The sequence below is a fragment of the Microbulbifer mangrovi genome (genome assembly GCF_002009015.1).
Taxonomy (GTDB): domain Bacteria; phylum Pseudomonadota; class Gammaproteobacteria; order Pseudomonadales; family Cellvibrionaceae; genus Microbulbifer; species Microbulbifer mangrovi.
This window is the reverse complement of the sequence record NZ_LZDE01000267.1, coordinates 1-19,982: the sequence shown is the minus strand read 5'-3', so window position 1 is coordinate 19,982 and position 19,982 is coordinate 1. Positions and strand designations below refer to the sequence as shown.

Genomic DNA, 19,982 nt, shown 5'->3' with positions numbered 1-19,982 from the left:
AAAAGGTCCCTCTTTTCGACAGTTCCGGAAACCCATACCGGGCACCGGTCTTATCGGAAAGTCAGCGTTTTTTAATCGCCTTCCGAAAATTTATTCCGCAGAAAACTGGTAAACCGTTGTCTGCCTGTACTCATCACCCTTCTTCAAAATTACAGAAGGGAAATTGCTGTGATTGGGCGAATCCGGGAAACCGTGGGTTTCCAGACACAATCCCGCATACTGATTCATGGGGGAGCCGCCATCGCGATTGCGGCTGCCATCCAGGAAGTTTCCGCTGTAAAACTGCACTCCAGCCTCACTGGAAACAATTTTGACCGAACGCCCGGAGGCAGGATGCACCAGGGATGCGATTGGCTTCAGTGCCTTGTCCGCGGTCTCGTCGACAACCCAGAAGTTATCGTAACCACCCGGCCACCACTCGATATCGCGGCCAATCTGCTTGCGCTTGCGGAAATCCACCGGCGTATCCGCAACCTTGAGCAACTCACCAGTCGGGATCAGCTGTTCGTTCAGGCGCAGCAGCTGGTCCGCATAGATCTCCAGCTCGTGCTCGAGAATTCCATCGCCACCCGCCAGGTTCCAGTAACAGTGATTGGTCAACGCAACCGGTGTATCCGCATCGGTCACCGCGCGGTATTCCAGGGTCAACGCATCGTCTTCGTCCAGACAGTACGTCAGTTCAATATCCAGGTTACCGGGATACCCCGCGTCGCCGTCTTCACTGACACAGCGAAAAGTGACAGATTGGAAGCGCGCACTGGATTCGCTCTGCACAATCTGCCAGCGCTTGGTGTGCAGTCCCTGCGGACCGCCGTGCAGATGGTTTGCACCATCGTTTGCTGGCAGCTGATAGGTCTTGCTACCCAGCTCAAAGCTGGCACCGCCAATACGGTTGGCGACACGTCCGGCGGTAACGCCAAGGTAGTACTCGTTGTCCAGCCAGTGCTGGGGATCCGCGTAGGTCAGCAGGATATTGTCACTGTGTCCGTAGCGATCCCTGGTGTGGATGGCGTACAGGCTGGCACCCAGATCACACAGGGTAACGCGGGTGCCGCGACTGTTCGCCAGAGTGACCAGCTGCAGCGGCTGGTTGCCGCTGCCCTCTGGCCCACCGACCGCCAGCTCGGATGTTTCAATCCCGCTGGGCATGATCAATTCAGATTGCATCACTGGTCTTTTCACCGTTAACGAGACGCGCGATGTTCAGCGGATTGCTGTTTTTCAGAGCGTCCGGCAGCAGTGCTTCCGGGTAATTCTGGAAGCAGATCGGACGCACAAAACGCGCGATGGACATGGTGCCTACAGAGGTAAAGCGTGCGTCGGTTGCCGCCGGGAAAGGGCCGCCGTGCATCATGGAGTGGCAAACTTCGACGCCAGTGGGGAAGTTATTGCACACAACACGGCCCACTTTCTGGCGCAGGACTTCCACCAGGTCGCCGTAATTTGCCAGCTCGGATTCGGTGCACTGCAATGTTCCGGTCAGCTGGCCCTGCAGTGCAGAAACCGCTTGCAGCAGTTCGGCGTGGTCGCGGCACTTCACTACCAGGGACATGGGGCCGAAGACCTCTTCCTGCAGCTCTTTATTCGCCAGGAAACTCTTGCCATCGACAGTCAGCAGACCAGCCTGACAGGTAAAGCCGGCGTCTTCGCCAGCGGGCTCGCCGCAGCCAACTTGCTCTACACCCTGCTGATCGCGCAGGCGGGCAACACCACTCTGGTAACCGGCCAGGGTATTTTCGTTCAGCATAACGCCGGCGCCGACTTTCGACAGCGCTTCACAGGTGGCGCTGATGAAACGATCCAGGCCTTCCCCTTCAACCGCCAGCACCAGGCCCGGGTTTACACAGAACTGACCGGTGCCCAGTGTCAGGGAGCCGACAAAACCTTCAGCGATAGTTTCGGCCTTTTCTTGCAGCGCGTCCGGTAACAGTACTACCGGGTTGATGCTGCCCATTTCCGCGAATACCGGAATCGGCTCCGGACGTGCATTGGCCAGGTTGAACAGCGCCATGCCTCCCTGCAGCGAGCCGGTAAAGCCCACGGCTTTAACGCCCGGTGCTTTCACCAGCTCGGCGCCGACACGGCGGCCGGAGCCCAGGATCAGGGAGAATACGCCAGCGGGCATACCGGTGCTTTTCACAGCCTTGTCGATGGCCTGGGCCACCAGCTCGCTGGTACCGGGGTGGGAGTTGTGTCCCTTTACAATCACCGGACAACCGGCGGCAAACGCCGCCGCGGTGTCCCCACCAGCGACGGAGAACGCCAGCGGGAAATTGCTCGCACCGAAGACCGCGACCGGTCCCAGCGCCTGGTTGAATGAACGCAGGTCCGGACGCGGCAGCGGCTCGCGGTCCGGCATGGCGGTATCGATGCGCGCGTCCAGATATTCGCCCTGTACGATCCAGTCTGCGAACAGGCGCAGCTGACCACAGGTACGACCGCGTTCGCCCTGGGCACGCGCCAGCGGGTAGCCGGTCTCAGCGGAAACCCGCTCCAGCAGTTCGTCACCCAGGTTCATGATTTCGTCGGCGCAGGCGTTCAGGAATTCTGCGCGCTTGGCCGGGGTCAGGTTGGCAAATTCGGTGGCACAGGCGCTCGCCGCATTGACCGCTTCAGTTACCTGAAATTCATCGGCGGCGGTAATGGCGGGCTCAAGGTTCTCACCGGTGGCGGGGTTTACGCCGTGAAAAGACCCAGCGCGGCCGTCGGTCCAGTTACCTGCGATCAATTGCTTTCCGGAAATGGTCATTCAATTTCTCCTAAAAAATATTTTCTATTAGAAATGGATTTGTGGCGTAGCGAGCGTCTGGTGGTGGCCGCCGGAACGGAGGCACCGCAGTGTACTAGCGCGTACATGAGGATGGTGACCGGGCTGGCGCACCAGTACCGCCGGACGCCGCCAGACGTTCGCGCAGTAGCCACAGACCATTTCTAGATCCAGCCGCCGTCGACGATAAAGTTCTGCGAGGTGCACATGCTGGCATCGTCGGATGCGAGGAACAGCGCCATGGCGCTAATACTCTCGGGCATCAGCGGATCTTTCACGCTCTGGCCCTTGTCGATGGCCTCGCGCGCCGCTTCATCCACTCGCTCGCTCAGTTGCTTCTCGGTCATCACCCAGCCGGGCACCAGGCAGTTCACGCGAATGCGGTCCGGCCCCATATCGCGGGCGAGACCGCGGGTCAGGCCTTCGATGGAGGCCTTGGAACTGGTGTAGCCCGGCATACCGCCCTGCCCCGCGTGCCAGCTCATGGAGCCGAGGTTGATGATGGAACCGGCTCCCAGTTGTTTCATGTACGGGTACACCGCCTGGGCGGCGAAGAAGTGGTGGCGCATATTGACCGCCAAGCACTTGTCCCATTGCTCGGGGGTCACTTCGCGGAAATCGTGGCGGGTGTCGTTGGCGGCGTTGTTAACCAGCACGGAAATGGGACCGAGATCTTCAGCCGCCTGTGCGATCACGGCCTGCAGGCGCTCGACGTCGGTGAGGTCACAGGGATAAAAACGCACATCGTCACTACCCAGACGATCTACCAGAGTATTGGACACGTTTTCCTGGATATCGACAAAGGCGACCTTTGCGCCCTGCTGGAAAAAGGATTCCACCAGACTGGCACCGATGCCGGAGCCACCGCCGGAAATAAATACTGTTTTGCCCTTGAGGCTCGGATATTGATTGGTCAGCGTCATCATTCGCTCACTTTATTCGTTGTTCCAGTCACCCTCTCTGGGGGGTGGCGGGGATTCCGCGGGAATCCAGCCTACAGAATAAACCGATAACGTTGAAAAAAAGGCGCCCCGAAGGGCGCTTGGGAGTCAACGTGATAAACCGGTTAATGGGTTACCTGTAGAAAATCTTTTGCTGCTGTTTCTGCTTCGCTATCAAGAGAACGCCGCGACGTTTAGTGCGAATGCGGTGGTACATCGGAGCCGCGACAGCCCACCAGGAAGTCAAAGTCACAGCCCTCGTCCGCCTGCATTACATGGTTGCGATACATGGCTTCGTAACCACTGGTACTGGCGATAACGCGATTGGCCTTGAGTTTCTCGAGTCGCGCGGCAATTTCCTCGTCGGACACTTCCAGGTGCAGTACACCGTTGTGCGCATCCAGGTGGATCATGTCGCCATCTTGAACCGCGGCCAGCGGACCGAATTCCATCGCTTCCGGTGCGGTGTGCAGTACCACGGTACCGAACGCGGTGCCACTCATGCGCGCATCGGAAATTCGCACCATGTCCTTGATGCCTTTTTTGAGCACTTTCGGCGGCAGGCCCATATTGCCCACTTCCGCCATACCGGGGTAACCCTTTGGACCACAATTCTTGAGAACCATCACACAGGTTTCATCGATATCCAGGTCCGGATCCACCACGCGGGACTTGTAGTGCTCGAAGTTTTCAAACACCACGGCGCGACCGCGGTGGTTCATCAGCTCAGGGCTGGCGGCGGACGGCTTCAACACGGCACCGCGCGGAGCCAGGTTGCCGCGCAGCACACAGATACCACCACTTTCCACCAGCGGGTTATCCAGAGGACGGATCACGTCATCGTCATAGCAGGGCGCATCTTCGACATTCTCGCCGATAGTCTTGCCGTTAACGGTCAGGCAGTCCTTGTTCAGTGCACCGGACTCACCCAGGCGACGCAGCACCGCGGGCAGACCGCCGGCATAGTAAAACTCTTCCATCAGGTATTTGCCGGACGGCTGCAGGTTTACCAGGGTGGGTACTTCACGCCCTTCTTTCCAGTCGTCCAGGTCCAGATCCACACCCATACGGCCGGCAATGGCCTTGAGGTGGATAACCGCATTGGTGGAGCCACCGATCGCCGCATTGGTACGGATCGCATTGATGAAGGCTTCTTTGGTCAGCACCTTGGACAGGGTCAGGTCCTCGTGCACCATGTCGACGATACGCATGCCGGACAGGTGCGCCAGCACGTAGCGGCGCGAATCCACTGCCGGAATCGCGGCGTTGTGCGGGAGGCTGGTGCCCAGTGACTCTGCCATACACGCCATGGTGGACGCGGTACCCATGGTGTTACAGGTACCCGCGGAGCGGGACATACTCGCCTCGGCGCTGAGGAATTCGTGCAGGGAGATATTGCCGGCCTTGTACTCTTCGTGGGCCTGCCACACGAGGGTGCCGGAACCGACGTCCTTGCCTTTATGCTTGCCGTTCAGCATCGGGCCACCGGTGACCACAATGGTGGGCAGGTTACAGCTGGCGGCGCCCATCAGCAGGGCCGGGGTAGTCTTGTCACAACCTACCAGCAGTACAACCGCGTCGATCGGGTTGCCACGGATGGCTTCTTCGGTATCCATGGCAGCGAGGTTGCGGGTAAACATCGCGGTGGGACGCAGGTTCGACTCACCATTGGAAAATACGGGAAATTCTACAGGTACGCCGCCCGCCTCGATCACGCCCTTCTTGACGTGCTCGGCAATCTTGCGAAAGTGGGCGTTACACGGAGTCAATTCAGACCAGGTATTACAGATACCAATAACCGGCTTGCCTTCGAAATGATGCTCGGGGATCCCCTGGTTCTTCATCCAGCTGCGGTACATGAAGCCGTTTTTATCGCGAGTGCCGAACCAATTGGCGGACCGAAGAGCAGTTTTCTTTTTATCACTGGCCATTTTGATACAACCTACCTATTTATTCTCTCATAACTATTATTGTATGACTTTTTATTTTTCGGGACAACCTCGTCGAGGGTTTTCGCCCCATAATCTGGCAGCAGCTCCCGAGAGGGCACCGTTGGTGTGCACTCATTGAGATACATCATATTGTATGATATTAATAATGGCCAGCGCCTGAGAGAACATTTTTCACTCGGCACTGCTCAGAAAATATACACGTCCCGCCGAGCCCTATAAACAGGCGAATCGGTGATTTCGAACAGCCGGCTATATAGAGAAGAAAAAGCGATGAGACTGATCCAGTTCACCACCGAATCCGGCCAACGCGCAGTGGGCGCAGTGGCTGACAGCAACACCATCGAACAACTGAAAGACGTGGAAACCGTTTACCAGCTGGCACAGCGCGCCCTGGAATCCGGCACCCCGCTCGAAGCCCTGGCCAGCTCACTGCTTACCGACCAGCAGCTGGATTACCAGAAAATTGTCGACGAAGGCCGCCTGCTGGCACCGATCGATCATCCCGAAGCCTCCCAACTGATGGTCGCAGGCACTGGACTGACCCACCTGGGCAGTGCCGACACCCGCGCCGCGATGCACGCGCAGAACTCTGCGGGCAAAGAAGAACAGATGACCGACACCATGAAGATGTTCAAGATGGGCGTCGAGGGCGGCAAGCCCAGCGGAGACGAGATCGGCGTACAGCCAGAGTGGTTCTACAAGGGTGACGGCAACTGCGTTGTCGCCCCGGAACAGGCCATCCCCAGCCCCTCTTTCGCCCTGGACGCCGGCGAGGAACCGGAAATTGCCGGCATCTATATCAACGATCCCGAAGGCAATCCCTGCCGCATCGGTTTCGCCATTGGCAACGAGCTGTCCGACCACGTGACCGAGCGCCAGAACTACCTGTACCTGGCCCACTCCAAACTGCGCCACTGCTCCTTTGGCCCGGAACTGCTGCTGGGCGAGTTGCCGGCACATATCGAAGGTACTTCCCGCATCGTGCGCAATGGCGAAGTGATCTGGGAAAAAAGCTTCCTGAGCGGTGAAGACAATATGTCGCACACCATCAAGAATCTGGAAGACCACCACTTCAAGTACACCAATTTCTGCCGTCCCGGCACCCTGCAGGTGCACTTCTTCGGCACCGCCACCCTGAGCTTTGGCGACGGCATCAAGCCGGAAGCCGGAGATCGCTTTGAAATCGAATCCGCCACCTTCGGCCGCGCCCTGCGCAATCCGCTGAAGATTGTTGACCGCAAGATTCCCGCGGTAAAAGTGCTGTAATCACTCCACAGCGCGCTGCGCTCCATCGATACGGAGCGTCAGGCAATAAAAAAGGCAGTCATTTGACTGCCTTTTTTATTTGCGCCCCGAATCAACGAGACACAACAGGGAGACGCACCAGGATCGGGAGATCACTCAGATCGCCATATCCACATTAATGCCCTCACCTTCCGCCAGGTGGTCGATCGCCTTGCGGGAAGACTTGGAAAGCAGGGACTTCATCTCGAAGCGCGCGCGCTCCGGATCGCGATCTCGAATCCCCAGATATACCGCATAGTGTCCGGGCAGCGATGCCTGATACACGGACTCCTTGGAGCTACTGATGCGGAACAGACCCATCAGCGCGGTCTTGATGGATTCCCCCAGGGACACCATGAACTCATTGTTGGTGCCGCGCAGGATCGCCATGTGAAATTCGATATCGGTGAGAATGACCTGCTCGGTACCGGGCTCGGCGCCCTCCATGCCACGGTAGGCTTCTTCGATCGCCGCAATCTGCTCATCGCTGGCGCGCTTGGCCGCCAGAGCCGCGGAGGTGGGTTCGATCATCTCGCGCACTTCAAACAAGGCGCGCAGGAATTCCGCTGACGGTGTGGAATCGAAGCACCAGCGCAGCACATCGGAGTCGAACATGTTCCAGAACTCACGGGGACGCACGCGGGTACCGAGCTTCGGACGCGACTCGATCAGCCCCTTGGCACTGAGGATCTTGAACGCCTCACGCAGGGCGGTGCGGGACACATTCAGCTCTTCGCCGATAGTGGCCTCGTTGGGAATATACTCACCCGGCTCGTAGTAGCCGCTGACGATGCGGGTACCCAGCTCGTAGGCGACCCAGGCGTGCACACTGCGCGGCCTGTTCTCCCTGACTTGTTTAACCATAATTGACTACCTAGCTTCAGCTGCTCTCAGCACCTGTTATATGACCTGCACGCCCTCGTCCCCCATTTATACGGAACAAACCGGAAAAAGAGAGCAGGACGGCGGTATCCCGCGTCTATCGCGCAATTTGACTTACATTATGACAAATAGCGGCTGTGGCTTCACTATTGCCGGACTACTGCGGGGAAACACCCGCAACACGGCAGCGGTGCTGTTTTTTTATACACTTCCCTGTACAAAAGTGCTACAAATGCCACAAATACGGTGAAGGGACGTCGATACCTGTCTGGAGCCCCCGCGATCGGGCACTGAACACACTGTACAGAAATCGGCTCTCAACCCGTGCAATTTACGCCTAATTCGCCACAGATAAAAGCGATCCGTGCACATAGGCCGCTTTGACATTGATACTACAATAATATATATATCGCTTCTGCACCAAACAATAATAAGCGGTGCGGTGATAAAAGCGATAAGAGAGAAATAAAATGCAGAACTCGAACAAGCTGTCGGTATTCGAGAAAGTCGGCTTTGGTGCCGGCGACATGGCGGTCAACGTAATGATTGCAGCCATGTTTTACTTCATGCAGTACTTCTACACGGATATTTTTGGCCTGAAGCCGGCCCATGTAGGTACACTGTTTCTCGCAGCGCGCTTTGTCGACGCTTTCAGTGACCCGCTGATGGGATTGCTCACGGACAAATTCAAAAGTCGCTACGGTCGCTTCCGCCCCTATTTCCTGTACTTGTCGATTCCCTACGGTTTCGCGGTCTTCCTGCTGTTCACCACCCCGGACTTCAGCTACAACGCCAAACTGGTGTGGGCCTACGTTACCTACCTGTTTGCCACCCTGATGTTCACCGGCGTCGCCATTCCCTATATCTCCTATATCGGCGTGCTCACCAATGACCCGCAGGAGCGCCTGTCGGCGAACGGCTATCGCATGTTCTTTGCCAAGATCGCCAATGTGGTGATCGTCGCTTCCGTGCCGGTACTGGCACAGTTGTGGGGCGACGGCAGCTCGGCCAAGGGCTACCAGCTGGCCATGGGCTTTATGTCTCTGGTGGGTGTCGGCCTGCTGATGCTGTGCTTCTTCACCACACGTGAGCGTGTCGAGCACGTGGTGGACCGCAAGCCTCTCCGTGAACAATTTCAACTGCTGGTAAAGAACGACCAGTGGCTGGTACTGGCCGGCGCCTGCATGCTCGGCACCATTGGCTATGCACTGCGCGGTGGTGTCGCCTTCTACTATGCGATCTATTACCTCGGCGGCAACGAAGCACTGGCAGCCCAGTTCACCAGCGCCGGTATCGCTGCCTCCATCGTCTCCATGGTGGCGTCCACCTGGATCACCAAGCGCTTCTGTAAAATCAAGCTGTTCAGCTGGTCGCAGATGCTGGTAGGCGTAATCAGCGTACTGATGTTCTTCGCGGTCTCTCCCGGCGATATCGCGCTCGCATTTGTGCTCTACATCCTTCTTTCATTCGTGGTCGACCTGCACGCGCCGGTGTTCTGGTCCGCCATCGCCGAGGCGGTGGACTACGGTCACACCAAAACCGGCAAGCGCGTTTCCGGCCTCGCATTCGGCGGCATCTCTTTCTGCCAGAAGGCGGGTTCCGGTATCGCCGGCTTCCTCACCGGCCTGCTGCTGACCTACTTCAACTACCAGGCGGGTGAGACCCAGAGCGAATTCACCCTCACCGGTATCGCACTGATGCTGACCGTGATTCCCGGCCTGTTCCACTTCCTGCTGGGCCTGCTGATGAAGAAGTACATCATCACCGATGACTACTATCACCAGCTGAAGCGCGGCGATGCTACCCAGGCTACCGACGAGATCGAAGGCCCAGCCCTGAACCCGTCCGCCACCTGATTACCATTTTTAAACTCGAGCTGTAACCGGAGTTAACCGTGATTCCAGAAAAGACTGCAGAACCCCTGGTAAAACCGCTGATCGAACAGCGTGCCGACCCGTTTATCTACAAGCACAGCGATGGCTTTTACTACTTTATCGCATCGGTCCCCGAGTACGACCGTCTCGAACTGCGCCGCGCCGAAACCATCGCCGGTCTCGCCGATGCAGAAAAAGTTACCGTGTGGACCAAGCCGGATACCGGCGCTTACTCGGACCTGATCTGGGCCCCCGAGATTCACCATGTACATATCGAAGGCCAGGAACCGACCTGGGCAATTTATTTTGCCGCAGCGCCGTCCCGAGAGATCAAACACGACCTGTTCCAGCACCGTATGTACGCCCTGACCACCACCGACAGCAACCCGATGCAGGCCGAGTGGACCCTGTCCCAGGTGGATTCCGGCATTGACACCTTCTGTCTCGACGCCACCGTGTTCGAGCACAAGGGCAAGCACTACTATCTGTGGGCACAAAAGGGCCCGGGTATCGCCGGCAACTCCAACCTGTATATCGCTGAAATGGACACCCCGACGTCTATCGTCGGTGAGCCGGTGCTGCTGACCAAGCCGGAATACGATTGGGAAGCGATCGGTTTCCTGGTGAATGAAGGCCCGGCGATCATCAAGAAGAATGGGCGAATCTTTATCGGCTATTCCGCCAGTGCCACTAACCACAATTACTGTATGGGCCTGTTGTGGGCAAACGAGAACGCCGATGTACTGGACCCGGCCAGCTGGGAAAAATCCCCCAAGCCGGTACTGGAAAGCTGCTACGAGCGCGGCATCTACGGTCCGGGACACAACAGCTTCACCGTGTCCGAGGACGGCAGTGAAGATATCCTGGTGTTCCACGCACGTACCTATACCGAGATCGTTGGCGACCCCCTGTGGGACCCCAACCGTCACACCTTCGTGAAAGTGATTCGCTGGAACGAAGAAGGTTTCCCGGAGTTCGGTAAATCGTCCGAACCCTGATAACGGTTTCCCCGCATTATCGTCTCACAGCATGATGACTGGCGGCCTTCGGGCCGCTTTTTTTGTCCAATTTTTGCTGTTCCACTGACCATGTCATTCCCGCTGAATCGGCAGGAAAGCCTAATACTCAAACTCGCTTCCCCAGCCACCACAATTCCACAGGCCTTGTCTTACGATTGCAGATAGCATTAGGCTTTCACTTTGCCTTCACATCCCTGCCCAGGAGCTGTCAGTGGAAATCTCCGCGCTCTACCATTTCCCCGTCAAATCCCTGCAGGGGCACAAATGTAAATCCCTCCCCCTGGACCGTTTCGGTGCGTTCAATGATCGTCGCTGGATGCTGGTGGACGAAGACAACCAGTTCGTGACCCAGCGCCGCCTGCGCCCGATGGCACAATTGAAAGCCACCGCCATCCCGCAGGGGGTGCGACTGGAAAATGCCGAGGGAGATCACGTCGAAATCCACCAGCCGGGCCCCGAAGCCGCGCTCAGGACGGTCCGCGTGTGGAATGATGACGTCACCGCCCGCGACGCCGGCGACGGCGCAGCACACTGGCTGAGTGAGCAATTGCAGACCCCGGTGCGCCTTGTGGCCATGGGCGACGAGTTCCGTCGACCGCTCGAAGCGCCGCGCGCCGACCGCCAGGTGGGCTTTGCCGATGCCGCACCACTGCTGGTGATCAGCCAGGCCTCCCTCGACGACCTCAACAGTCGCCTTGCCGAGCCCGTATCCATGCTGCGCTTCCGCCCCAATCTGGTGGTGAGTGGCTGCGAACCCTTTGCGGAAGACCGCTGGAAGACCCTGACGATCCACACCCACGATGGCTCCGTGGTCTTCGACTGCACCCACCCCTGTGCGCGCTGCGGAATTCCCGGACTGCATCCCTTTACCGGGCGCGCGCAAAAAGAACCGTTGCGCACCCTCGCCAGCTACCGTCGCTGGGAAGATGGCCAGATTTACTTTGGCATGAACCTGGCACCGGCCGCTGCAGGCACCATTGGAGACAACAATCCGGTCACCATACACTTGGGAGATCGGGTAGAAATCAGCTGAATCGACAGAAGGAAACTACCATGAGCATTACCCGCGACTGCGCACAGTTGCTGGAAGCTGGCAGCCTTTATCACGTGCACTACGGAGACCGGCTTGCCAACCACCTGCCCATGGTACTGATAGCCCTCGACAGAATGCGCGCTACACCAGCACAACTGGCCCACGCGTTCGACCGCAGCACCCCGCACCTGCAGCCGCGCCCCGGCAGCCCGGTGGAAGAAATTGACGATGTCAGCCGCTGCCGCAATCGCGAGGACCTGTTTGCCAGCGCCCTGCACTACTATGAGCAACAACTAAGGCAACTGGGTATCGCCAGGTGCCTGCAACAGGAACTGCCCAAACTCCTCCCCTCCATCGCCACCGCCGCCTTCCACGGCCTGATTCGCACCGCATACGGAATCGATGCCCGTCACCTGGAAGAAATCGCCATGGGCCTCGCCTACTGGAACCTCGATTACCACACCTTCGACAGCAACCGCCAACGGGTGCCGCAGCCGGCCGCAGAAATCATCCGGCATATCTCGGAGAAATACCCCGAGGTTCCACTCGCACCCGGCAATATCGCCGACCATATGCAATCGGTTACCGGACAACCTGGCTGGATGGACACCGCGATCCAGCCACAACAGCTGGGGCTGGAAGATATTGCGGAAGTGGCGATCCACGCCTACCTGGGAACTCGCGACTTCACCCTGCTACACGGGGTCACCGGCTGCCATGCCCTGCGACTGATCCTGCCGTATTGCACAGACAGGGAAGCCGCCCTGCGCTATTTCTGGCAGGGGTTGGTAATTGCCTACCTGAGCACCGGACCGAAAGTTATCCGGCCATTCGAGGCGGAAGACATAAAAGATATTCCGCAACGGCAGGCGGAAATCATGCAAAAGGCACTGCACAGCGACGACGATCACGTGATCAAGCTTGCCTACAGCGCGCTGGAAGAATTTCACTATTACGGCAACAAGGATTACCTGGAAGTTTTCAGTTAAACCGCCAGATACTGTCGGATCAATCCGTCATCCAGGTTCGCCATTTTATCCGCAGCGACCACCGCCCCCTTCTGCATCAACCGGAACTCCTTGCCTACCCTGCGCGCAAACCCGAGTTTCTGCTCCACCAGAATCACCGTCAGCCCGTCTTCCTCATTGAGTTGTGTCACCACATCCCCAATCTGGCGGACGATATTTGGCTGAATACCCTCATTGGGTTCATCCAGAATCAGTACCTTCGGATCAATCACCAGCGCGCGACCGATTGCCAGCTGCTGTTGCTGCCCGCCGGACAGATCCCCTCCGCGACGATGCAACATATCCTTCAACACCGGAAACAACTCAAAAATCCGCTCGGGAATTTTCTTCAGTCCGTCTCCCCGCGCCGGCAGTCCGATCTGCAGGTTTTCCTCCACCGTCAGCAGCGGAAAAATATCCCGCCCCTGGGGCACATAACCGATCCCCATCTTCGCCCGTGCCTGGGCCGGACTTCCCTCAATGGGCTTACCTTGAAAAAGGATGCGTCCATCACTGGCCGGCAACAATCCCATCAGGCACTTCAGCAAGGTGGTTTTACCCGCACCGTTGCGGCCCATGATGCAAGTACAGGATCCCCGCGCCACCTCAAGATCCAGGTTCCACAAAATCTGGGTACCGCCGTACTTCTGGTTCAGTTTCTCGATCCGGATCATGCTTCTTCCCCCAGATATACCTCGATCACATCGGGATTGTTCTGCACCTGGTCCATGGTCCCCTCCGCCAGTACCGATCCCTGGTGCAGCACCGTGACCGTGCGCGCAATACTGCGAACAAACTCCATGTCGTGCTCCACCACGATCACCGTGTGCTTGCCGGCGAGAGAAGTAAGCAACTCCGCAGTGCGCTCTGCTTCCTCCGCCGTCATGCCCGCCACCGGTTCATCGATCAACAACAGGCGCGGCTGGGCAGCCAGCAACATGCCAATTTCCAGCCACTGTTTCTGTCCATGGGAAAGCGCACCCGCCAGCTGAAAGCGGGCGTTTTGCAGGCCGATGATCTTCAGCACTTCATCAATCCGGTCGCTCTCAATGCTTGTCAGGCTTGCCGTCAGGGCACTCCACACGCCCTTGCTGCCCTGCAGCGACAACTCCAGGTTATGGAACACCGTATGCGCTTCGAACACCGTCGGTTTCTGGAATTTGCGCCCGATCCCCAGCTGGGCGATCTCCGCCTCATCGTGGGCCAGCAGGTCGATATTCTGGCCGAACCAGGCACTGCCGCTGTCGCACCGGGTCTTGCCGGTAATCACATCCATCAGCGTGGTTTTGCCAGCGCCATTGGCGCCGATCAGGCAACGCAGCTCGCCGTCATTCACGTACAGGTTGAGATCGTTAAGTGCCTTGAATCCATCGAAACTGACATTCAGGCCTTCGAGGTACAGGATTACTTGCTTGGACACGTCCGGTGAACGTTGGCGCGGCACCAGAAATGGCCAGGTGGTATCCCGGCGCAACAGTTCCCGCGCCTGTCCAGCAAATTGATTCAGATTACTCATGCATTCACCTCCCGGGTACTTATGCCGCTGTCAGAGCCGGCGTCTTCTTCGCGCCGCGCGGCTTGCACGGACTCACTACGTCCAAAACGCTGCAACAGTCCTGCCAGTCCCTGCGGTAGATACACAGTAACGATCACAAACAAGGCCCCGAGGGCAAACAACCAGCCGTCCGGCATGATGGCGGTAAAGCGGGTCTTGGCGTAATTCACCAGCAGTGCACCGACGATTGCCCCGTAAAGGGTTCCTCGACCACCCACCGCGACCCAAACTACCACCTCGATGGAATTGAGAGGGGAGAATTCACCGGGATTGATAATGCCTACCTGCGGCACATACAACATGCCCGCCACCGCAGCGATCAGCGCGGAATAGACAAACAGCCAGACTTTATAGCGCTCGGTGCGGTAGCCAAGAAAACGCGCGCGCGCCTCGGCATCCCTTACCGCAACAATTACCCGCCCGAGCCGCGACTGCACAATGGCGCGACTAGTAATAAACGCGATCACCAGCAGCAGCGTGGTCACCAGCAACAGGGCTACCCGGGTCGCATCCGCCTGCAGGTCAAATCCGAGAATATCCTTGAAGTCGGTCAGTCCGTTGTTGCCGCCGAACCCCATCTCATTGCGGAAAAACGCCAGCATCAGGGCATAGGTCAGCGCCTGGGTCATGATCGACAGGTAGACACCGGTAACCCGGGAGCGGAACGCCAGCCAGCCGAATACAAATGCCAGCAAGCCGGGAATCGCCAGTGCCATCAGTACCGCAAACCAGAACTGGTCCATGCCGAACCAGTACCACGGCAGCTCCTGCCAGTTGAGAAATACCATAAAGTCCGGCAGGTCGGGATTGCCGTAAACGCCGCGGTCACCGATCTGACGCATCAGGTACATGCCCATGCCGTAACCGCCCAGGGCAAAAAAGGCACCGTGCCCCAGACTGAGAATGCCGCAATACCCCCAGATGATATCCACCGCCATGGCGAGCATGGCAAAGCACAGGTATTTACCCATCAGGGTAATGGTGTAGGTGCTTACGTAAAACGCGGAGTCCGCCGGTAGTAACAGGTTGGCCGCCGACATAGCCAGGGTTGTTGCCAGCAGTACACCCACCAGCATCGAGGAACCCTTGCCCGGCTGGCGCAACTCGGTAAGTACTCGCGTCATCTTTTCGATGAGGTTACTCATTGCATTCATTCGGCCGCCCTCCCACGCTGCGGGAACAGGCCTTTGGGCCGTTTCTGGATAAACAGGATCAGGCACACCAGCACAATGATGTTGGCCAGTACCGCCCCGGTGGCGGGCTCGAGGAATTTGTTCGCCACGCCCAGTGAAAAACCACCCACCAGCGTGCCGAGCAGATTACCCACACCGCCAAATACCACCACCATGAAGGAATCGATAATGTAGGACTGGCCCAGGTTGGGCCCCACGTTGGTGAGCTGGGAAAGCGCCACACCGGCAACCCCCGCAATGCCGGAGCCGAGGCCAAACGTCATCGCGTCGACCATTTCCGTACGCACGCCCATCGCCTTGGCCATATCCCGGTTCTGGGATACCGCACGCACATTCAGGCCGAGGGACGATTTTTTGAGGATGGTCAGCAGTGTGACGAATACCGCGAGGGCAAACAGCAGGATATACAGACGGTTGTAGGTAACGGAAAAAACCGGGTTGATGGCCAGGGAGCCACTCATCCACTCCGGTGTGACTACCTGCATATTCAGCGGCGAGAAAATACTGCGCACCGCCTGCTGCAGGATCAGGCTGATACCAAAGGTGGCCAACAGTGTCTCCAGTGGCCGTCCCTGCAGATGGCGGATTACGCCGCGCTCGATCAAAACACCCACGCTGCCGGAAACCAGGAAGGCCGCTGGTACCGCCACCAGTAGAGAATATTCGATGGAAGCGGGCATCAATTGCTGGATCACATAAGTGGTGTAGGCGCCGAGCATGATCATTTCGCCATGGGCCATATTGATCACGCCCATCACGCCAAAAGTGATAGCGAGACCAATGGCAGCGAGCAACAATACCGACCCCAGGCTGAGCCCGAAGAACAGCTGTTCCATCTGCCCGTAAAACTCGATGCGCTCGGTAATATTTTCCAGCGCCTCCTGTGCCGCGGCTTTTACTGCGGCATCCTGTTCATTTTCATCGTCGACCAGGCGTCGCAGCTGGTTGCGCACCGGCGCCTCCAGGCGATCATCCATCAGTGCAATGGCTGCGAGGCGATCGTCGGTGGTACTGCCGTCACGCAGGCGCACCATGGCATTGGCGAGTTCAATCAGGTCGCCCACACTTTTACTGACACCGACATCTGCCGCACTTTGCAGCAGGCTCAGGTTATTTGCGCTGAGGTCATCCAGTATCGCCAGTACCGCAGTGCGCTTTTCCGCTTCACTGCCGTGCAGCAGGTCGATACGTCCGATGGCATCGCGCAACTGCCCGCGCAGGCGGTTGTTGACGCGGATCTTTTTAATATCGCGCCGCCCCTGTACGCCCAATTCCGCACCGGTAAATACATCCCGCCCGATAAGCTCTCCGGCGATGTTTTTTTGCACCGCCATCAGCTCGCCACTGGTTTTGTGGAAGTAGAGATCTCCCGCAAGCATGGTTTCAAACAGCGGGCGCATCTCCGCGCCGCCAACCTGCTCCAGTTGCTGCACCAGCTCGCCGGTTTCCCGCAGGCTGGCTTCCGGTAATTTCTGTAGTACTTCCTCCACCGCCGGAGGGACTGCCTGCGACTGCGCTAGTGCGCTGCCGGTCGAAAGTACGACGAGCAAACAGGTCAGCACCAGGCTGACGCTTCGTAAAAATTGCTTCACCGGTAACTCCGCGCTCATAGTTATATGCTTTCTCGGAAATTGAAAAACGCCCCAAAAAAGCAATACGCCCGCGGCTAGCGGAGCGTATTGCGAAGGTGTTTTTCTGGTCCGGGGTATGTTCAGCCGGTCACTGACCGTGACTTATTCCGCCTGACCGCTACACGCCTTGGATTTGGTGTTGTAGTTGCCGCACTTGATCGGCGCAGTCCAGTCCGCGATCAGGTCCTTTGAGCCGGGCAGGAAATCGGACCAGGCGTCACCGGCCACGACATCGTCAGTTGCCCAGACCACTTCGAACTGACCGTCATCCTGGATTTCACCGATAAATACCGGCTTTGACAGATGGTGGTTTTTGTTCATTTTGGCGGTACCGCCAGTGAGGTTCGGGAACTCGATACCGATCATTGCCTGCTCTACCGCATCCACATCCGTGGTGCCGGCTTTCTCTACCGCCTTAGCCCACATGTTGAAGCCGATATAGGTTGCTTCCATCGGGTCATTGGTCACACGCTTTTCGTCACCAATGAACTTTTTCCACTGCTGGACAAAGTAATCGTTGGATTCGCTATCAATACCCTGGAAGTAGTTCCACGCGGCTAGGTGCCCGACCAGCGGACCGGTGTCGATACCGGAGAGTTCTTCCTCACCCACGGAGAAGGCCACCACCGGGATATCCTCGGAGCTGACTCCCTGATTGGCGAGCTCCTTGTAGAACGGCACGTTGGCATCGCCATTGATCGTGGAAACCACCGCAGTTTTTTTGCCCGCGCTGCCAAACTTCTTGATGTCGGACACAATGCTCTGCCAGTCGGAATGGCCGAACGGGGTGTAGTTGATCATGATGTCTTCTTTCGCCACTCCCTTGGATTCCAGATACGCTTCCAGAATCTTGTTGGTGGTACGCGGGTAAACGTAGTCGGTGCCAGCGAGAACCCAGCGATCCACTTCCAGGTCGGACATCAGGTAATCCACTGCGGGAATTGCCTGCTGGTTGGGCGAAGCGCCGGTGTAGAAAACATTTTTCGAGGACTCTTCACCCTCGTACTGCACCGGATAGAACATCAGGCCATTAAGCTCTTCCACCACCGGCAGTACGGACTTGCGGGATACGGACGTCCAGCAACCGAAAATCACATCGACTTTTTCCTTGGTAAGCAGCTCGCGGGCCTTCTCCGCAAATAGCGGCCAGTCGGAAGCCGGGTCCACCACCACAGCCTCGAGTTTCTTGCCCAGCAGGCCACCCTTGCGGTTCTGCTCATCCACCATCATCAACACGGTGTCCTTGAGGGTGGTTTCACTGATGGCCATGGTGCCGGAGAGGGAGTGCAACACCCCAACCTTGATGGTTTCCGCGGCCAGGGCCACGGTGCTGATTACGCTGGTACCGGCGGCGAAAGCCAGGCCGGCGACAAATTTTTTCAGTTGCATGGAACTGCTCCTTTTCACTATTTTGGAAGTCGCATCAGACGAGTGCCTCGGGGCACTCGCACACTGGATTTACAGCTGTACCTGCATACCGAGGCTCAGCACGTCCACGTCGGCACCGGCATAACCGGAAGCATTGGCGTCACCGGAGACGAAGCTGAGATTCAGGCGGGTGTTGTGGCCGTTGACCACGTAGTTGAGACCGAGCTCAGTGGAGCTACTGCTGTCCGCATCGGAGGGACTGTTCTCTACCAGACGCAGATAGGGCTGGAACTTGCCCGGTCCCACATTGGCGGGGAACAGGTAGGCTGCGGTGGCGAATACGGACTCGCCGTCAAACAGGCAGAAACATTCGCCATCGACAGGCTGGGAAGCGAGGGTGTAGTCCGCATCGAAACTCTTGTACTCCCCTTCGATGGTGACCACGCCACCGGCATCGAGCACAGTTTCCGACAGCATGTCGATGGTCCACCCGGAGAAGTCACCGGCGGACATTTCACTACCGACGCCGTCTTCCTGGCTCTGAAGGGAAAGTGCAAGGGTGAAGATATTGCCGAGGCCGCCGTAATAAGTGGAGCTGGTGTAGTAGCCGGGGTTCGCTTCCATATTCAGGAAGTTGTAGGCAAAGCGCGCGGCGTACAGCGGGTTGTCGTCCTGGTTGCTGTAGCCATCGAGGCCGATAAAGCTGCCTGCGGCGTACTGGAATTTACCAGCGGTGCCCCAGAAGGTAACCCCTTCATCACGTCCGATCAGACCTGCCTGGCCGCCCTGGTCGGATGCGTACAGGGGCTGGCGGTACTGGTTCCAGCTGAGGGCATAGTAGGGGCCGCTCATTTCGATCCGGTCCGCCGGGGTCAGCATGCGCCCGGCCCAGATATTGAACTGCGGGCTGAATTCGAACTGCGCGATGGCATCCAGCACGTCTGCGGTGTCATTGCTGCGCTGCTGCAAATTGAAGGTGAACTTCACCGTGTCGTTCAGCTGGCCGGAGGTGTATACACGGATATCCGGCAGGGTGAAATCACTGTCCCCTTCCACCGATTGGAACTGGGAGCGAAAGCCGGCACCGATACTGAATGTCTGCCCGTCTTCGGATTCGAACTTTTTGGCCAGTGCGGGTAGCGACGCGGTACTTCCGATCACGAGCGCGGCGGCGCAGGTGCTGCGCCAGATTATTTTTTTAGACTGCTGACAACCTTCTGGTCGCAGTAGTCCCTTACCTCCAGACAACGTTTCCATGTGCATCCCCTTTTTTTGAATGTTCTCGATTGGCTAGTTCTTGGTGCTATCGATTATTCGGCGGGGTGGACAGGGTAGCTATACGCGTATTGGGGCCGGTAACTACGTCATTTGACGGTTTTCAGAATCGGGGGCGTACGTACACTAAAGATCAGAGAATTCAGGATTAGAAGAGCACTTTTCTAGGTCGGCTGAAGGAACCGCTATCTGGTGCACACT

Annotated in this window: 16 protein-coding genes; 5 read left to right on the top strand and 11 right to left on the bottom strand. The window is 57.7% G+C overall.

Annotated elements, in window-relative coordinates; all coding sequences use genetic code 11:
- Positions 1 to 90: 90 nt before the first annotated feature.
- The 4 genes from B4U49_RS05460 to B4U49_RS05445 all read right to left on the bottom strand — a co-directional run bounded on the left by B4U49_RS05460 (position 91) and on the right by B4U49_RS05445 (position 5,639).
- Complete coding sequence (locus B4U49_RS05460) at positions 91 to 1,167, bottom strand: aldose epimerase family protein (protein ID WP_204902988.1); 1,077 nt, start codon at positions 1,165 to 1,167, stop codon at positions 91 to 93.
- On the bottom strand, positions 1,157 to 2,749 hold the full coding sequence (locus B4U49_RS05455; RefSeq protein WP_078083565.1) for an aldehyde dehydrogenase (NADP(+)): 1,593 nt from the start codon (positions 2,747 to 2,749) through the stop codon (positions 1,157 to 1,159). The genes B4U49_RS05460 and B4U49_RS05455 overlap by 11 nt, the downstream gene beginning before the upstream one ends.
- A 182-nt stretch (positions 2,750 to 2,931) precedes the next feature.
- Positions 2,932 to 3,693, bottom strand: coding sequence for an SDR family NAD(P)-dependent oxidoreductase (locus B4U49_RS05450; RefSeq protein ID WP_239692480.1), 762 nt, complete (start codon positions 3,691 to 3,693; stop codon positions 2,932 to 2,934).
- A gap of 209 nt (positions 3,694 to 3,902) precedes the next feature.
- Positions 3,903 to 5,639 carry an IlvD/Edd family dehydratase gene (locus tag B4U49_RS05445; protein ID WP_078083564.1) on the bottom strand — a complete coding sequence of 579 codons (1,737 nt, stop codon included), beginning with the start codon at positions 5,637 to 5,639 and terminating at the stop codon, positions 3,903 to 3,905.
- Positions 5,640 to 5,930: 291 nt separating this feature from the next.
- Here B4U49_RS05445 and araD1 point away from each other — a divergent pair, with 291 nt between their 5' ends.
- Complete coding sequence (gene araD1, locus B4U49_RS05440; RefSeq protein ID WP_078083563.1) at positions 5,931 to 6,926, top strand: AraD1 family protein; 996 nt, start codon at positions 5,931 to 5,933, stop codon at positions 6,924 to 6,926.
- Positions 6,927 to 7,061: 135 nt separating this feature from the next.
- Here araD1 and B4U49_RS05435 read toward each other — a convergent pair whose 3' ends face one another.
- Positions 7,062 to 7,808 carry a FadR/GntR family transcriptional regulator gene (locus B4U49_RS05435; protein WP_078083562.1) on the bottom strand — a complete coding sequence of 249 codons (747 nt, stop codon included), beginning with the start codon at positions 7,806 to 7,808 and terminating at the stop codon, positions 7,062 to 7,064.
- 488 nt (positions 7,809 to 8,296) lie between these two features.
- On the opposite strand from B4U49_RS05435, the gene B4U49_RS05430 reads away from it, so the two are divergent.
- From B4U49_RS05430 to B4U49_RS05415, 4 genes are all read left to right on the top strand, one after another.
- Entirely contained in the window at positions 8,297 to 9,682 is a 1,386-nt protein-coding gene (locus tag B4U49_RS05430) for an MFS transporter (protein ID WP_078083561.1), read from the top strand.
- Positions 9,683 to 9,720: 38 nt separating this feature from the next.
- On the top strand, positions 9,721 to 10,698 hold the full coding sequence (locus B4U49_RS05425) for a glycoside hydrolase family 43 protein (protein ID WP_239692479.1): 978 nt from the start codon (positions 9,721 to 9,723) through the stop codon (positions 10,696 to 10,698).
- 232 nt (positions 10,699 to 10,930) lie between these two features.
- A complete protein-coding gene (locus tag B4U49_RS05420) occupies positions 10,931 to 11,752 on the top strand; it encodes an MOSC domain-containing protein (RefSeq protein ID WP_078083560.1) in 822 nt (273 codons plus the stop codon).
- Positions 11,753 to 11,772: 20 nt separating this feature from the next.
- Positions 11,773 to 12,741: a questin oxidase family protein gene (locus tag B4U49_RS05415; RefSeq protein WP_078083559.1), complete on the top strand. Its 969-nt coding sequence runs from the start codon at positions 11,773 to 11,775 to the stop codon at positions 12,739 to 12,741.
- Here the strand turns inward: B4U49_RS05415 and urtE are convergent.
- The 6 genes from urtE to B4U49_RS05385 all read right to left on the bottom strand — a co-directional run bounded on the left by urtE (position 12,738) and on the right by B4U49_RS05385 (position 19,763).
- The gene (gene urtE, locus B4U49_RS05410; protein WP_078083558.1) at positions 12,738 to 13,433 is read right to left on the bottom strand and encodes an urea ABC transporter ATP-binding subunit UrtE; all 696 of its coding nucleotides are present in this window, start codon (positions 13,431 to 13,433) and stop codon (positions 12,738 to 12,740) included. The two genes, B4U49_RS05415 and urtE, sit on opposite strands and share 4 nt — an antisense overlap.
- Complete coding sequence (gene urtD / locus B4U49_RS05405; RefSeq protein WP_420811462.1) at positions 13,430 to 14,266, bottom strand: urea ABC transporter ATP-binding protein UrtD; 837 nt, start codon at positions 14,264 to 14,266, stop codon at positions 13,430 to 13,432. Before urtD ends, urtE begins: the two co-directional genes overlap by 4 nt.
- Before the next feature lie 5 nt (positions 14,267 to 14,271).
- Positions 14,272 to 15,459, bottom strand: a complete 1,188-nt coding sequence (gene urtC / locus B4U49_RS05400; RefSeq protein WP_078083566.1) for an urea ABC transporter permease subunit UrtC — start codon at positions 15,457 to 15,459, stop codon at positions 14,272 to 14,274.
- A 5-nt stretch (positions 15,460 to 15,464) separates the two neighbouring features.
- Entirely contained in the window at positions 15,465 to 17,117 is a 1,653-nt protein-coding gene (gene urtB, locus B4U49_RS05395; RefSeq protein ID WP_078083556.1) for an urea ABC transporter permease subunit UrtB, read from the bottom strand.
- A 123-nt stretch (positions 17,118 to 17,240) separates the two neighbouring features.
- Complete coding sequence (gene urtA, locus B4U49_RS05390) at positions 17,241 to 18,527, bottom strand: urea ABC transporter substrate-binding protein (RefSeq protein WP_078083555.1); 1,287 nt, start codon at positions 18,525 to 18,527, stop codon at positions 17,241 to 17,243.
- A 69-nt stretch (positions 18,528 to 18,596) separates the two neighbouring features.
- Positions 18,597 to 19,763, bottom strand: a complete 1,167-nt coding sequence (locus tag B4U49_RS05385) for a porin family protein (protein WP_078083554.1) — start codon at positions 19,761 to 19,763, stop codon at positions 18,597 to 18,599.
- Between the last annotated feature and the right edge of the window lie 219 nt (positions 19,764 to 19,982).

Bases quoted from the DNA above. Each gene is read 5' to 3' on its own strand.
- araD1 (WP_078083563.1), top strand. From the start codon at position 5,931: ATGAGACTGATCCAGTTCACCACCGAATCCGGCCAACGCGCAGTGGGC.
- urtB (WP_078083556.1), bottom strand. From the start codon at position 17,117: ATGAGCGCGGAGTTACCGGTGAAGCAATTTTTACGAAGCGTCAGCCTG.
- B4U49_RS05445 (WP_078083564.1), bottom strand. From the start codon at position 5,639: ATGGCCAGTGATAAAAAGAAAACTGCTCTTCGGTCCGCCAATTGGTTC.
- B4U49_RS05415 (WP_078083559.1), top strand. From the start codon at position 11,773: ATGAGCATTACCCGCGACTGCGCACAGTTGCTGGAAGCTGGCAGCCTT.
- urtE (WP_078083558.1), bottom strand. From the start codon at position 13,433: ATGATCCGGATCGAGAAACTGAACCAGAAGTACGGCGGTACCCAGATT.
- B4U49_RS05430 (WP_078083561.1), top strand. From the start codon at position 8,297: ATGCAGAACTCGAACAAGCTGTCGGTATTCGAGAAAGTCGGCTTTGGT.
- B4U49_RS05435 (WP_078083562.1), bottom strand. From the start codon at position 7,808: ATGGTTAAACAAGTCAGGGAGAACAGGCCGCGCAGTGTGCACGCCTGG.
- B4U49_RS05385 (WP_078083554.1), bottom strand. From the start codon at position 19,763: ATGGAAACGTTGTCTGGAGGTAAGGGACTACTGCGACCAGAAGGTTGT.
- B4U49_RS05460 (WP_204902988.1), bottom strand. From the start codon at position 1,167: ATGCAATCTGAATTGATCATGCCCAGCGGGATTGAAACATCCGAGCTG.
- urtA (WP_078083555.1), bottom strand. From the start codon at position 18,527: ATGCAACTGAAAAAATTTGTCGCCGGCCTGGCTTTCGCCGCCGGTACC.
- B4U49_RS05455 (WP_078083565.1), bottom strand. From the start codon at position 2,749: ATGACCATTTCCGGAAAGCAATTGATCGCAGGTAACTGGACCGACGGC.
- urtC (WP_078083566.1), bottom strand. From the start codon at position 15,459: ATGAGTAACCTCATCGAAAAGATGACGCGAGTACTTACCGAGTTGCGC.
- B4U49_RS05450 (WP_239692480.1), bottom strand. From the start codon at position 3,693: ATGATGACGCTGACCAATCAATATCCGAGCCTCAAGGGCAAAACAGTA.